Raw genomic sequence first — 14,842 nt, 5'->3', positions numbered from 1 at the left:
CATTGAACTCGGGAGCGCCCGTTCGCTCCATTTGGGGCCCTCGTCACTTCCCCCTGCCCATGCCCGCTCACACACGCCGTCCCTTCCCGCTGCTCATGACCGCCCTCGCGCTGGCCGCCGCCATCACGCTCGCCGGCTGCTCGCGCAACGAGGCCGCCACGCCCAAGGCAGGGGCCGCCGCGCCGGAACGGGAAGTCGGCACCGTCACGCTCAAGCACGAGACGCTGGCGCTGAGCACCGAACTGCCGGGCCGCACCGCGGCCCCGGTCATCGCCGAGATCCGGCCGCAGGTCGGCGGCATCCTCAAGGAACGGCTGTTCACCGAAGGCTCGCAGGTCAAGGCCGGCCAGGTGCTCTACCAGCTCGACCCGGCCTCGCTGCAGGCGGCCCATGCCAGCGCGCAGGCCAGCGTGCGCAAGGCCGAGTCGGCGCTCGCCACCTCGCGCACCGTGGCGCGCCGCAATGCCGAGCTGGTGAAGATCGATGCCATCAGCCGCCAGGTCTTTGACGAGACGCAGGCCGCCGAGCAGCAGGCCGAGGCCGACCTCGGCGTGGCGCGCGCGGCCGAGCAGACCGCGCGCATCCAGCTCGGCTACACCCGCATCACCTCGCCGATCAGCGGCTGGGCCGAGCTCTCGAGCGTCACGCCGGGCGCGCTGGTCACGGCCAACCAGGCCACCGCGATGACCACGGTGCAGCAGCTCGACCCGATCCACGTGCACGTCACGCAGTCGAGCAGCGAGCTGCTGCGGCTCAAGCGCGAGCTCGCCAGCGGCCGGCTGCAGCGCGCCAGCGATGCCGAGGCGCGCATCCAGCTGGTGCTCGAGGACGGCAGCAAGTACCCGCACCCCGGGCGCCTCACCTTCAGCGGCGTCACCGTCGATGCCGGCACCGGCAGCGTGACCCTGCGCGCGGTGGTGCCCAACCCCGACCGGCTGCTGATGCCGGGCATGTACGTGCGCGCCGTGCTGCAGGAGGGCGTGAACGCCGCCGCGCTGCTGGTGCCGCAGCAGGCCGTGACGCGCGCGCCCGACGGCAGCGCCTCGGCGCTGGTGATCGATGCCGAGAACAAGGTCGCGAAGCGCCCGATCCAGGTCGGCCGCGCGATCGGCACGCGCTGGCAGGTGCTCGACGGCCTCGCCCCGGGCGACCGCGTGATGACCGAGGGCTCGCAGCGCGTGAAGGTCGGCGACAAGGTCAAGGTGGTCGACCTCGGCGCGCGCGCCGCGGCCGGCCCGGTGGCCGCCGTCGCGCCCGACGCGGCCGATGCCGCCACCGATCCCGTGGCGCGCTGAGGTCGGGCCATGGCGCAGTTCTTCATCGACCGACCCATCTTCGCGTGGGTGCTCTCCATCGTCGTCATGCTCGCGGGCCTGATGGCGATCCGCACGCTGCCGCTCGAGCAGTACCCCGACATCGCGCCGCCGCGCGTGTCGATCAACGCCACCTACACCGGCGCCTCGGCCAAGACGGTCGAGGACTCGGTCACGCAGGTGATCGAGCAGCAGCTCAAGGGGCTGGACAACCTGCTCTACATGCAGTCGACCAGCAACTCCTCGGGCGTGGCCCGGCTGTCGCTGACCTTCAACCCCGGCACCAGCATCGACGTGGCGCAGATGCAGGTGCAGAACAAGCTGCAGCAGGCCATGTCGCGGCTGCCGCAGCAGGTGCAGAGCCGCGGCGTCACCGTCACCAAGGGCGGCAACGACTTCCTGATGATCGTCTCGATGTTCTCGGCCGACGGCAGCGCCTCGGCCGTGGACGTGGGCGACTACATCAGCAGCAACCTGGTCGACGTGATCAGCCGCATCGACGGCGTGGGCGAGGTCCAGACCCTGGGCACCGGCTACGCCATGCGGCTGTGGCTCGATCCCGACAAGCTGCGCAAGTACGCGCTGATGCCCTCGGACGTGAACGCCGCCATCACGGCGCAGAACGCGCAGGTGTCGGCCGGCCAGCTCGGCGCGCTGCCGGCGGCCGCGCAGCAGCAGCTCAACGCCACCATCACCGCGCGCAGCAAGCTGCAGACCGCGGAGCAGTTCGAGAACGTGGTGCTGCGCGTGACACCCGACGGCGCGGTGGTGCGGCTGAAGGACGTGGCGCGCGTCGAGCTCGGCGCCGAGAACCTCACGGTGCGCTCGCAGCTCGACGGCCGGCCCGGTGCCGGCCTGGGCGTGGTGCTGGCCGACGGCGCCAACGCGGTGCAGGTGGCCGAGGCGGTGAATGCCAAGGTCGAGGAGCTCAAGCCGCTGTTCCCGAACCAGCTGCAGACCTTCGTGAGCTACGACACCACGCCCTTCGTCAGCGCCTCGATCGACGAGGTGGTGAAGGCGCTGCTCGAGGCCATGCTGCTGGTGGTGCTGGTGATGTATGTGTTCCTGCAGAACTTCCGCGCCACGCTGATCCCCGCGATCGCGGTGCCGGTGGTGCTGCTGGGCACCTTCGGCGTGCTGTCGATGGCCGGCTACTCGATCAACACGCTCACCATGTTCGGCATGGTGCTGGCGATCGGCCTCTTGGTGGACGACGCCATCGTGGTGGTCGAGAACGTCGAGCGCGTGATGCACGAGGAAGGCCTCTCGCCCAAGGAGGCCACGCGCAAGTCGATGGCCGAGATCACGCCCGCGTTGGTGGGCATCGCGCTGGTGCTGTCGGCGGTGTTCGTGCCGATGGCCTTCTTCGGCGGCTCCACCGGCGTGATCTACCGCCAGTTCTCGATCACCATCGTCTCGGCGATGGCGCTGTCGGTGTTCGTGGCGCTCACGCTGACGCCCGCGCTGTGCGCCACGCTGCTCAAGCCGGTCGCCAAGGGCGGCCATGCGGCGCCGCGCGCCGGCCTGCTGGGCCGGGTCGACCGCTTCTTCGCGGCCTTCAACCGCGGCTTCGACCGCAATGCCGCGCGCTACGAGGGCGTGGTCGGCGGCATCGTGCGGCGCGGCAAGCGCAGCATCGTGGTCTACCTGCTGATCGCGGGCGTGATGGCGCTGCTCTTCATGCGGCTGCCGACCTCCTTCCTGCCCGACGAGGACCAGGCCTTCCTGCAGGTGCAGGTGACCCTGCCACCGGGCGCCTCGAACGCGCGGCTGCAGCCCGTGACCGAGCAGGTGCAGCAGTACTTCGCCAAGCAGCCCGAGGTGCTGAGCGTGAACATCCTCACCGGCCAGAACGGCGACCAGAGCTCGGCGCGCGCCTTCGTCAAGCTCAAGGACTGGGCCGAGCGCACCGGCAAGGGCCAGTCGGCCGCCGAGCTCGCGCGGCGCGCCAACAAGGACCTGTCGACGGTGCGCGACGCGCGCGTCTTCGTGCTGCTGCCGCCGGCCGTGCGCGGCCTGGGCGCCAACGCCGGCTTCAACTTCCACCTGAAGGACATCAACGGCCTGGGCCACGACGCGTTGGTGAAGGCCCGCGACCAGGCCATCGACCTGCTGAGCCGCCGGCCCGAGGTGATGAACGTGCGCAGCAACAACCTCGACGACACGCCCGAGTTCGCGGTCGACATCGACGACGCACGCGCCGGCGCGCTGAGCCTGGCCACCGCCGACATCGACAGCACGCTGTCGAGCGCCATGGGCGGCACCTACATCAACGACTTCCTCGACAAGGGCCGCGTGAAGCGCGTCTACATGCAGGGCGACACCGACTTCCGCATGCTGCCCTCGGACATCGACCGCTGGAGCGTGCGCAACGGCCTGGGCCAGATGGTCTCGTTCCCGGCCTTCTCGAGCTCGCGCTGGAGCTACGGCTCGCCGCAGCTGCAGCGCTACAACGGCAGCCCGAGCTACGAGTTCGTGGGCGATGCCGCGCCGGGCGTGAGCTCGGGCGATGCGATGGCCGCGGTCGAGGAGGTGATGAAGCAGATGCCGCCGGGCATCGGCTACGAATGGACCGGCGCCTCGTTCCAGGAACGGCTGTCGGGCGCGCAGGCGCCGCTGCTCTACGCGATCTCGATCCTGTTCGTGTTCCTGTGCCTCGCCGCGCTCTACGAGAGCTGGTCGGTGCCGTTCTCGGTGATCCTGGTGGTGCCGCTGGGCATCGTGGGCGCGCTGCTGTTCACCAGCCTGCGCGGCCTGAGCAACGACGTGTACTTCCAGGTCGGCCTGCTGACCACCGTGGGGCTGTCGTCGAAGAACGCGATCCTGATCGTGGAGTTCGCGAAGCAGCTGCAGGAACAGGGCAAGAGCGTGCTCGACGCCACGCTGCAGGCGGTGCGCCTGCGGCTGCGCCCGATCCTGATGACCTCGCTGGCCTTCGGCTTCGGCGTGCTGCCGCTGGCCATCGGCACCGGCGCCGGCGCGGGTGGCCGCCAGTCGATCGGCACCGCGGTACTCGGCGGCATGGTGGTCGGCACCGCGCTCGGCATCTTCTTCGTGCCGCTGTTCTTCGCGCTGATCCGCGGCTGGCTCGCGGGGCGGCGCAAGGCCGCGCCGAAGGACGAGCCCCTCGCACCCGCGCAGACCGCCGAGCAAGGAGGCCACTGATGCAACGCGCCCTCCCCTTGCGTTCGCTGACGCTCGTCGCCGCCGCCGTGCTCGCGGGCTGCGTCAACCTCGCGCCCGACTACCAGGCGCCCGCGCTGCCGGTGCCGCAGACCCTGCCCTCGGCCAATGTCGAAGCCGCCACGCCGCTCGACGCGGGCTGGCGCGACTTCTTCGTCGAGCCGAAGCTGCGCGCCGTCATCGAGCTCGCGCTCGCCAACAACCGCGACCTGCGCGTGGCCGCGCTCAACATCGAGCGCGCGCGTGCCCAATACGGCATCGCGCGCGCCGGGCTCTTTCCCACCATCGACGCCGGCGCCGGCGGCAGCCGCTCGCGCACGCCGGGCAGCCTCTCGACCGGCGGCGAGCCGCGCTACGCCACGCAGTACAGCGCCGACCTCGGCCTCACGAGCTACGAGATCGACCTGTTCGGCCGCGTGCGCAACCTCAGCGAGGCGGCGCTGCAGAGCTTCTTCCAGACCGAGGCCACGCAGCGCGGCACCCAGATCAGCCTGGTGGCCTCGGTCGCCACCGCCTGGCTGCAGCTCGCGGCCGACGAGCAGCGGCTGCAGCTCGCGCGCCACACGCTCGAGAGCCAGCGCCGTTCCTTCGACCTGATCCAGCGCGGCCATGGCCTGGGCGCGCAGTCGGGCCTCGCGCTCGCGCAGGCCCAGAGCACGGTCGATGCGGCGCGCGCCGACGCGGCCGCCTTCGACAGCCAGGTCGAGCAGGACCGCAACGCGCTCGCGCTGCTGGTCGGCGCCACGCCGCCGGCCGAGCTGCTGCCCACGCCGGCCGCGACCGATCCGGGCACCGCCACTGCCACGGCGAGCGCCGCCACCGCCGAACCCGCGCCCGCCGCGCGACTGCTGGTGCCGCCGGCCGGCCTGCCCTCGAGCGTGCTGCAGCAGCGGCCCGACGTGCTCGCGGCCGAGCATGCGCTGCGCGCGAGCAACGCCGACATCGGCGCCGCGCGCGCCGCCTTCTTCCCGCGCATCGCGCTCACCGCCTCGGCGGGCACGGCCAGCAGCACGCTGTCGGGCCTGTTCGCCAGCGGCAGCAGCGCCTGGAGCTTCGCGCCCTCGATCAGCGTGCCGATCTTCGACGGCGGCGCCAACCGCGCCAACCTGCGCGTGGCCGAGGCGCAGCAGAAGATCCAGCTCGCGAGCTACGAGAAGACGGTGCAGACCGCGTTCCGCGAAGTGGCCGATGCGCTGGCCGAGCGCCGCACGCTGGCCGAGCGGCTGGACGCGCAGCGCTCGCTGCTCGACGCCACCTCGCGCAGCTTCTCGCTGTCGCAGTCGCTGTTCCGCAGCGGCGCCAGCAGCTACCTCGACGTGCTCGATGCGCAGCGCGCCTACTACGCCGCGCAGCAGACGCTGATCGGCCTGCAGCTCACCGAGCAGACCAACCGGCTCACGATCTACAAGGTGCTCGGCGGGGGCTGGAAGGAGAGCTGAGGCGGCTCAGGCCGAAGCCGCCACGCCCGGCGCCGGCCGCAGCAGCCAGCGCACTTCCTTCGTCTGCTCGCTGTCCGGGTAGCGGTTCTCGAGCGTGGTCAGGATCGGCTGCGCCATGTCCGAGCGGCCCAGCCCCTGCACCAGCACGCGCGCGGCCAGCTCGTAGGCCTGCGGGATCGCGGCATGGCCGCGGAAGCGCCGGTCGAAGCCCGACAGCAGCGCCAGGGTGCCGTGGGCATCGCCGCCGCGCCACTCGGCGCGCGCCATCGCGATCACCATCGCGGCGTCCTCGAGCGCGAAGGCCTTGTCCTTCTCGCGGCAGGTCTTGAACACCTTGAGCGCCTCGGACGCGAGGTCGCGCCGCATCAGCAGCGGGATGAAGCGGCGCGCCTGGTCGAGCATCGTGTCCTTCTTGTCGGGCACGAGCGCCAGCACGCGGTGGTAGCGCCGCTGCGCCGCGAGGTCGTCCGAAGGCGCGGTGCGCTGCGCCTCGTAGGCGAGGCCGAGCGCGGCCGCGAGGTCGCCGTCGGTGATGCACTGCGCGACCTCGGCGTCGAGGCGCTGCGCCGCGATCTGCTCGGGCGTGCGGCGGTCCACCGGTGCACCGTCGTCCACGCCGCCGCCGGGCAGCAGGTCGATGCCCAGCGCCGCATGATGCTGGTACATCACGTAGCCCAGCAGGCTGGCCATCACCCAGCCGAAATAGATGAAGGCGAAGTTGATGATCGGCAGCGCGATGCGTCCGTTCATCACCGGCAGCAGCATGGCGATCGCGATCTGCGCGCCGGTGCTCAGCAGGAACAGGAAGAAGCACAGCAGCGCATAGGGCCAGCCGATGATGCGCATCGTCTCCCATACGTAGCCGGGGTTCATCGCCTGGAAGAAGCTGCACGACTGCACCAGCACGATCACCGCGGCCGGGAAGGTGAAGGACATGACGAACACGCCGACCGTCGCGAGCATCGGGTCGAGCTTGGCCAGCGCGCCGATCGCGATGCCCTGCACCAGCGAGATCGCGAACAGCTTCCACGGCAGGTTGACCCACTCGTCGTCGAGCGTGCGCGGGAAGTCGGCCGAGCGCCAGATGCCGCGCGAGCCCAGCGCCACCACCTTGAAGCCGTAGCGGCTCGCGGCCAGCACGATGCCCAGCTCGATCAGCAGGATCGCCAGCACGTCGGGCAGGAAGAACACCGCCTCGAACAGCAGGCTGCACAGCGCGAGCGCCAGCCCGTACATCAGCGGGCGCATCTGGAACGGAAAGGCGAAGAAGCTGTTGAGGCGGTGCCAGAACGGCGGCGGCGCGGGCCGGTCGTCGTCCTCGCGGATGCGGTCACGGGTGCTCATGGCACGGCCCTCACTTCTTGAAGAAATCGCTCTGCCGCATCGCGCCGGCGCCCTGCAGGCGCACCAGCGTGCTCTGGTCGGAACGCACCAGCCGCACCTGGCCGAGCTCGCGCTCGATGCGCTGCTCGAAGCTGGAGGCGAACTGCATCGCCTGCTCGCCCATCTTGAGCCGGCTGGTGCCCTTGACGATGGCGCTCTTGCGGTCGGAGGCGAGCTCGACCGAATCGAGGTGGTAGTCGTACTCGATGGTCAGGATGCCGCCCATGGCCTCGCCGATCACCTCGAAGGTCTTGAAGCTCTCGCGCGCGGCATCGCAGGCCTGGGCGCGGTTCAGGGTGCTGTCCTGCGACTGGCCGAGCACGGTGGTGCGGTCCTGCACCACGGCCCGGCTGCTGAGCTGCTTGCACAGCCGCTCGGGATCGCGCGAGAGGATGGCGTGCGCCTCCTGCTCGTAGTACTGGCGGACCAGCGGTTCATCGAGCTTGCGACCGCCGATGAAGTAATACCACGCGCCCACGCAGAGCGCGATCACGATCGCGATGTTCCTCATGCTCCGCCCCGCGCGCCGCAGCGCCCCGCTCCTGTTATGTGCGGGGCAGTATACGTTCACAAATGTTTCAAACGACCCACCCAAAAGGGGGGCCGCGCGGGGGCATGAGGCAACGGAAAACCGGGGTCGCGGCCCCGGTCTTCAAGGTGCGCGAGGGCTCAGCCCGCGCGGTAGAAGATGTAGTCGGCCTGGTACTTCACGACCTGCTTCTGGCCCATGTTCGAGGCACCGCAGGCCGCGCCCGGCGCCACGCCGCCCTGGGTCGCCACGCGCTGGATGTAGCTCACGTTCTGCATGGCACCGGCGCCCGTGGCGGGGTTGGCCTTCACGAGCTGGTGCGGGATGTTGCCGGTGCCGTTCGGAGCGACCGCGACCTGCGTGGCCGTGACCTTCGAGCCGTCGGCGCTTTCCCAGGTGGCGGGCGGGCCGTAGTACTTGCCGACCTGCTTGCCGGCGCGGTCCCAGAGCTTCGCATCGGGGCCGACGAAGAACCACTCGTACTGGCCGGCGGCGTTGGCCTTGACGCGGCATTCGTAGGTGATGTCGCCGGTGCCCACGGTTTCCATGGCCACCGTGTGGCCGGCCGGCACCTTCACCGCGTCGGGCAGGGAGGCCTGCGAGAACATCGCGGCGGGCTTGGCGCCCATGCCGGAGCAGGCGGCGAGCCCAACCACGGCCAGCGCGGCGGCCAGGGCGTTCAGGGTGCGGATGTGCATGATCGTTTCCTTTTTCAGATCGGCTTCGGGAGAGGTGAAAGAAGAAGCGGTCCGTTGTTGTCGTGAGTTTCGACGGCCTCTTGCGCCTGTACGCGCGCGATGCGCCGATGGATTCAGCCGGCGTCAAAAACCGGTTGAATCCGGCGCCGCGGCGCGGGCGTATTCCAGGGATGGAAAGCGATGCCCCACAATCCGCGCATGACCGCACCCAGCCCCGACGCCGAGCTGATGGCGCTGATCGACCGGATCGGCCATCGCGACGAAGCCGCCCTGCGCATCCTGTACGACCGGACCGCCCCGAAGCTCATGGGCCTCGCGATGCGCGTGGTACGCCAGCGCGAATGGGCCGAGGACGTGCTGCAGGAGAGCTTTCTCACCGTCTGGCGCGTGGCCGGCGACTACCGCGCCAGCCTGAGCCCGCCGCTGGCCTGGCTCGGGCTGATCGTGCGCAGCCGCGCGCTCGACCTGCTGCGCCGCCGCACCGCCGACCGGGCCCAGCTCACGCAGGAATTCGACGAGCTGCTGGCCGACACCCTCGAATCCGATGCACCGAACCCGGCCGACACGGCCGATGCCAGCGAGCAGGCCTGGGCGCTGCACCAGTGCCTGAGCCAGCTCGAGGGCCGGCAGCGCGAGGTGGTCAGCCTGGCCTACCTGCGCGAGCTCAGCCATGGCGAACTGGCCGACCAGCTCAAGCTGCCGCTGGGCACGGTCAAGACCTGGATCCGGCGCGGCCTGGAGAAACTGCGCGTCTGCATGGGACGCTTCGCGTAGGCGCAGAGAAAGTAGCCCCGCCATGAAACTCACCGCCCATCCCGAACTGCTGGAGCTGCTGGCCGCGAGCCACGCGCTCGGCACCCTGCGCGGCGGCGCGCGCCGCCGCTTCGAGACCCTCGCGCGCGAACAGGCGCCGGTGCGCGCCGCCGCGCTGGTCTGGCAGGGCCGCCTGGCCAGCATGACCGAGCTGCAGAGCCCGGTCGTGCCCGATCCGGCCGTGTGGACCCGCATCCGCAACATGATCGACGCCGAGCAGGCCCAGCTCGCGCTGGCCCGCCAGCGCGAAGCTGCCACTGCCGCCCAGCAGCGCAAGCCAGCGGGCGGCTGGCTCGGCAGCCTCGCGCTGTGGCGCGGCGCGACCGCGGCCGGCGCGCTGGCCACGGTGCTCGCGGTCACGGTCGGCCTGAACCTGCGCGACCAGCTGCTGAATGCACCCGCGGTGCAGTACGTGGCGGTGCTGTCCGACGACAAGGACGCGGCCTCGATGCTCGTGACCTTCGATCCGAAGAAGCGCCAGCTGGTGCTGCAGCGCGTGGGCGGCTTCAGCGAAGGCGCCGACAAGTCGCTGCAGCTGTGGGCCCTGCCGCCGGGCGGCGCGCCGCGCTCGCTGGGCGTGCTCGACCGCGCGCCGGGCCTGCGGCTGCCGGCCAGCGAAGCCGACGTGCGCGCCGTGCCCACGCTCGCGATCAGCCTCGAGCCCAAGGGCGGCGTGCCGAGCGAAGGCGGGCCGACCGGCCCGGTGCTCTTCAAGGGCGCGCTGATCGAGAAGACAATCTGAGGCCTGGCGGGCGCCGCGCGCGGCGCCCGTTCCCTGCCCAGCTTCGGCTTTTCCGATGGTCCGCCTGCCCGCTTTTCCTTCCCGCTCCATGTTTTCGATGAAGACCGCGCTCGCCGCGCTGGCCCTGCTGGCGGCCTCGTTCGCCGCCCAGGCCCAGGTACCCGTCACCGCCCCGGCACCCGCCGCCAGCTTCGACCCGGTCGTCTCCTCGGCCGACTACCTCGCCGCGCGCGTGCGCTGGCACCGCGAGCTCGAGGCCTTCGCGCGCGCCGACCAGGACGGCCTGCCGCCGCCCGGCGGCGTGGTGTTCGTGGGCAGCTCCACGGTGCGCATGTGGACCCGCCTCTCGCAGGACTTCGCCGGCGTGCCCGGCATCGTCAACCGCGGCTTCGGCGGCTCCACCCTGGCCGACTGCAGCCTGTTCGCGCACGACCTGGTGGTGCGCTACCGGCCGCGCCAGGTGATCGTCTACGCGGGCGACAACGACCTCGCCGAGGGCCGCACGCCGCTGCAGGTGCTCGATGCCTTCGTGCGCTTCGCCAACGTGGTGCGCAACGAGCTGCCCGATGCGCGCATCAGCTTCGTCTCGGTCAAGCCCAGCCCCTCGCGCGAGCACCTGATGCCGCTGATCCGCGAGACCAACCACATGGTCTCGGCCTACCTCAACCGGCTGCCCAACAGCGAGTACATCGACATCTTCACGCCGATGCTCGGGGCCGACGGCAAGCCGCGGCCCGAGCTGTTCCGCGGCGACCGGCTGCACATGACCGACGAAGGCTACCGGCTGTGGCAGTCGGTGATCGCCTCGCACCTCGTGCCGGCGCACTGAAGCCGCCGAAGCCCGGCCGGGCCATTTCGAATTCTTTCGACTCCATTTCTCGCCTTTCCCTGCCTCGGCACGGCCTTGTCCTACAGCGCGACTGAGGGAAACGGTCTTCGAAGTTTCATGACGGCTCGGTAGAAAGGGGGCCTGTTCCACGCCTGCCGCGCCGGTGCGCGGCCGTGGCGGCGGCGACGACTTCAGGGAGATCGAATCCATGCCGAGCGCATCGCGAGCCACGCGCGTCCTGCGAGTCACCTCGAGCGCCATGCCGCAATGGGGCAACGCGCCGGCGCTCGAGCCGGTGGCCATCGAGGGCAGCGAGGGACTGAGCCAGCTCTACGCCTACACGGTCACGCTGACCACACCCGAGCAGCCGGGCTTCAACGAGCGCCAGGCCGCCAACGTCGCGATCAAGCAGCTCGTGGGCGAGCCGCTCGCGGTGCACATCCTGCTCGACGGCCGGCCCGGCGCGGGCGGTGGCGAGCGCCACATCGCGGGCCTGGTCACGCGCGTGCGCTTCCTGCGGCTGGAGAACCGCCGCGCGCTCTACGAGGCGGTGATCGAGCCCTGGCTCACGCTCGCCACGCGCAGCAGCGACTACCGCATCTTCCAGCACAAGACCGTGCTCGACATCGTGCGCGAGGTGCTCTCGCCCTACGGCCTGCCGCTCGACATCCGCAGCTCGCAGAGCTATCCGCCGCGCGACTTCCAGGTGCAGTACGGCGAGACCGACTTCGACTTCGTCGCGCGGCTGCTGCACGAGTGGGGCCTGTACTTCTGGTTCGAGCATGCGCAGGACAAGCACACGCTGGTGATCGTCGACGAGATGGGCGCGCACCAGCCGTTCGCGAACGCGGCCTACGAGAAGATCCCGTTCCACGCCGCCGAGGACACGGTGCGCGAGGAGCACTGCGACAGCTTCTGCGCCTTCGAGGCGCTGCAGAGCGGGCGCTGGGTGACCGACGACTTCGACTTCGAGCGGCCCAAGGCGCGGCTGCAGCAGGTCAGCGCGATGCCGCGCAAGACCGCGCAGAACGAGCGCGAGCGCTACGCCTGGCCCGGCGACTACACGGCCGAGTCCGAGGGCGAGCAGCTGGTGCGCCGGCGCATGGAAGAAACCGGCAGCCGCGGCGAACGCGCGAGCGGCTCGGGCAATCTGCGCGCCGTGGTGCCGGGCTGCACCTTCACGCTCGAGCGCCATCCGCAGAACGAGGCCAACCGCGCCTACCTGGTCACCGCCGCGCGGCTGCGCCTGCAGGAGCCGGGCGAGGCCTCGGGGCAGGAGCAGTTCGAGTGCCGCGTCGACTTCGAGGTGATCCCCACCAGCAAGGTCTACCGCGCCGACGCGCCCACCGTGCCGCGCCCGCGCACCACGGGCCCGCAGACCGCCATCGTCACCGGCCCGGCCGGGCGCGAGCTCTGGACCGACCAGTACGGCCGCGTGAAGCTGAGCTTCCACTGGAACCGCTACTGCCCGAAGGACGAGAACAGCTCGTGCTGGGTCCGCGTCTCCTCGCCCTGGGCCGGCACCAACTTCGGCGGCATCCAGATCCCGCGCATCGGCCAGGAGGTGATCGTCGACTTCGAGAACGGCGACCCCGACCGGCCGATCGTCACCGGCCGCGTCTACAACGCCGACAACATGCCGCCGTGGGACCTGCCGGCCAACGCCACGCAGAGCGGCCTGCTGTCGCGCAGCTCCGAGGGCGCGACCGACGCCAATGCCAACGCCTTCCGCTTCGAGGACAAGAAGGGCGCCGAGCAGGTGTGGCTGCATGCCGAGCGCAACCAGGACATCGAGGTCGAGAACGACGAGACGCACTGGGTCGGCCACGACCGCGCCAAGACCATCGACCACGACGAGACGGTGCAGGTGGGCCACGACCGCACCGAGAACGTCGGCCACGACGAGACCATCACCATCGGCAACAACCGCGTCGAGACGATCAAGGCCAACGAGCTGCTGACGGTGCTGCAGAACATGAACCGCTTCGTCGCACTGACCTCCTCCGAGGAGGTCGGCATCGCCAAGACCTCGCTGGTCGGCCTGACGCAGACGGTGGCGGTCGGCAAGAGCAAGACCGAGACCATCGGCGAGGACTTCTCGCTCGACGTGGGCGAGACGCTGGTGATCACCGTCGGCAAGAGCCGCCTCGAGATGACCAAGGACGGCCAGGTGACCCTGACCGGCACGCGCTTCGACTTCCGCGCCGCGGGGCCGGTGCGCATCAACGGCCACGTCATCGACCTCTGCTGAGCATGGCGCTCGACCCCAAGGCCGGTGCCTCGCTTGCCAAGCCCGCCGGCCTCGATGGCCTCGGCACGGCGCTGCCCTCGGGCGCGACGGGACGCATCGCCCGCGTCGCGGTGATCGTGGGCAAGCCCCGGCCGCAGACGCCGGCCAGCGATCCACCGCCCGAGGCGGGCCGCGACGTCGGCCAGGCGCTGGTGGTGTGCACCTCGCCCGACGTCTGCAAGACGCCGATCGGCTCGTCCACCCCGCCCATCCCCTACCAGATCACCGGCCGGCTCGGCGACGATGCCAACGCTTCGCGCAACGTCTTCCTGACCTCGCTCAAGGCCTTCAAGTTCGACAGTCAGGTCACGCACGTCACGGGCGACGAGCCGGGCGCGGCCAAGGGCATCAGTTCGGGCACGGTGGGCGACATCGCCGAGCCCAAGACCGCCTCGACGGTGGTGCGGGTCAACGGCCAGTGGCTGGTGCGCGACGGCGACAGCTTCTGGATGAACAAGCGCAACACCGGCGGCGAGCTGATCTACAAGAAGGACCGCGGCAAGCGCTGGCCGCCCGAGGACCGGCCGGCGATCGACGACAGCCAGGCCGAGGCCCTGCTGGCCAAGGCGCAGGCCGATGGCGCCGAGATCGCCTACTACGGCAGCGACGACGAGAAGACCGGCAAGGCGAAGGTCGCCAGCGCCGCCAACCTGTCGGGCTACAGCTCGCTGCTGCGCGCCTCGCTGGGCGAGCAGCCGGTGCAGCTGGCCTTCCTCGACACCGGCAAGACGCCGACCGTCACCGACATGCCCAAGTGGCGCCCGCCGGCGACCATGCCGCGCACCCAGCTGCCCAAGCCCGCGGGCGGCGGCAAGGGCAACCTGATCGCGGTCATCGTGCTGGTGGTGATGCCGATCGGCGACCACTACGCGGCCATTTACGAGGCGAAAAAGGCGCTGACCGGCATCACGCCGCAGACCCCGCGCGAACAGTCGCTCTACGACCAGGCGGTGGACCAGCTCGCCGCCTACAAGCAGGACTACGCCAGCAGCAACTTCCTCGAGTCGCTGCTGCCCTGGGAATCGAAGGGCTTCCATGCCTACGACGCCAAGGTGCGCGATTCGCTCGAGCAGCAGATCGCCGAGGAGCGCGCCCGCGCCAAGGAGACCACCACCGCCCCCGCGCCGGCCACCGACACCAGCGGCGGCGGCGGCAAGGACGGCACCCGCATCACCGGCGACAAGGACGACTGCGAGCCCGAGCCCTACGACGAGAACAAGTGCGGCGACGGCGAGGCCGCGCACCACGTCGTGCCCGACTTCATCCTGCGCGTGGGCACCCGCCTCGACCCGGGCGTGCGCATGCCCGGCGCGCCCTCGCTCGACAAGGGGCCGTCGATCTGCCTGAACAAGGACGACCATGCCGAAGTCCATCGGAAGATCTCCGAAGGCATGCGCGCGAAAATAGGCAGCAACGGCACGGTCACGCTGAAGGATGTCCTGGACATCTCGATCGACGCGCTGGACGAGGTCAAGCCCGATTGCAAGCGGCAGTTCGAGCAGCCGATCCGGGACGCCTTCAAGACCATCCCCGACGAAATGCTCGGACGGGGCCTGACGAAGACCTCCGCCGAACTGCGCGAACTGCTGCAGAACGCGTGGCGCGTGGAATGACGACGAGAAA

The 14,842-nt window shown here is 70.6% G+C and carries 11 protein-coding genes; 8 read left to right on the top strand and 3 right to left on the bottom strand.

Annotated elements, in window-relative coordinates:
• The first annotated feature begins 59 nt into the window (after positions 1 to 59).
• From AC07RV_RS32715 to AC07RV_RS32705, 3 genes are read left to right on the top strand one after another with little or no spacing between them, the layout of a single operon-like run.
• Entirely contained in the window at positions 60 to 1,295 is a 1,236-nt protein-coding gene (locus AC07RV_RS32715) for an efflux RND transporter periplasmic adaptor subunit (protein WP_296780014.1), read from the top strand.
• A 9-nt stretch (positions 1,296 to 1,304) separates the two neighbouring features.
• Positions 1,305 to 4,478 carry an efflux RND transporter permease subunit gene (locus AC07RV_RS32710; protein ID WP_296780011.1) on the top strand — a complete coding sequence of 1,058 codons (3,174 nt, stop codon included), beginning with the start codon at positions 1,305 to 1,307 and terminating at the stop codon, positions 4,476 to 4,478.
• Positions 4,478 to 5,935 (top strand): efflux transporter outer membrane subunit, encoded by a 1,458-nt coding sequence (locus AC07RV_RS32705; protein ID WP_296780009.1) that lies wholly within the window; start codon positions 4,478 to 4,480, stop codon positions 5,933 to 5,935. The genes AC07RV_RS32710 and AC07RV_RS32705 overlap by 1 nt, the downstream gene beginning before the upstream one ends.
• A gap of 6 nt (positions 5,936 to 5,941) precedes the next feature.
• Here AC07RV_RS32705 and AC07RV_RS32700 read toward each other — a convergent pair whose 3' ends face one another.
• The 3 genes from AC07RV_RS32700 to AC07RV_RS32690 form a co-directional block, all read right to left on the bottom strand.
• Positions 5,942 to 7,279: a hypothetical protein gene (locus tag AC07RV_RS32700; RefSeq protein ID WP_093348581.1), complete on the bottom strand. Its 1,338-nt coding sequence runs from the start codon at positions 7,277 to 7,279 to the stop codon at positions 5,942 to 5,944.
• A gap of 10 nt (positions 7,280 to 7,289) precedes the next feature.
• Complete coding sequence (locus AC07RV_RS32695) at positions 7,290 to 7,829, bottom strand: hypothetical protein (protein WP_296780004.1); 540 nt, start codon at positions 7,827 to 7,829, stop codon at positions 7,290 to 7,292.
• 158 nt (positions 7,830 to 7,987) lie between these two features.
• Positions 7,988 to 8,545 carry a DUF3455 domain-containing protein gene (locus tag AC07RV_RS32690; protein WP_296780001.1) on the bottom strand — a complete coding sequence of 186 codons (558 nt, stop codon included), beginning with the start codon at positions 8,543 to 8,545 and terminating at the stop codon, positions 7,988 to 7,990.
• A gap of 198 nt (positions 8,546 to 8,743) precedes the next feature.
• On the opposite strand from AC07RV_RS32690, the gene AC07RV_RS32685 reads away from it, so the two are divergent.
• From AC07RV_RS32685 to AC07RV_RS32665, 5 genes are all read left to right on the top strand, one after another.
• Positions 8,744 to 9,319: an RNA polymerase sigma factor gene (locus AC07RV_RS32685; RefSeq protein ID WP_256222759.1), complete on the top strand. Its 576-nt coding sequence runs from the start codon at positions 8,744 to 8,746 to the stop codon at positions 9,317 to 9,319.
• Between the two features lie 22 nt (positions 9,320 to 9,341).
• Positions 9,342 to 10,100 carry an anti-sigma factor gene (locus AC07RV_RS32680; RefSeq protein ID WP_093348571.1) on the top strand — a complete coding sequence of 253 codons (759 nt, stop codon included), beginning with the start codon at positions 9,342 to 9,344 and terminating at the stop codon, positions 10,098 to 10,100.
• An 88-nt stretch (positions 10,101 to 10,188) separates the two neighbouring features.
• Entirely contained in the window at positions 10,189 to 10,929 is a 741-nt protein-coding gene (locus tag AC07RV_RS32675) for an SGNH/GDSL hydrolase family protein (RefSeq protein WP_492715096.1), read from the top strand.
• 208 nt (positions 10,930 to 11,137) lie between these two features.
• Positions 11,138 to 13,180: a type VI secretion system Vgr family protein gene (locus tag AC07RV_RS32670; RefSeq protein WP_296779992.1), complete on the top strand. Its 2,043-nt coding sequence runs from the start codon at positions 11,138 to 11,140 to the stop codon at positions 13,178 to 13,180.
• A 2-nt stretch (positions 13,181 to 13,182) separates the two neighbouring features.
• Positions 13,183 to 14,832, top strand: coding sequence for a DUF4150 domain-containing protein (locus AC07RV_RS32665; RefSeq protein ID WP_296779989.1), 1,650 nt, complete (start codon positions 13,183 to 13,185; stop codon positions 14,830 to 14,832).
• Positions 14,833 to 14,842: the final 10 nt, after the last annotated feature.

The sequence above is a fragment of the Variovorax sp. GW821-FHT09B01 genome (assembly GCF_059418345.1).
Note: the sequence above shows the minus strand (reverse complement) of the source record. Positions and strands in the feature narration are given on the sequence as shown.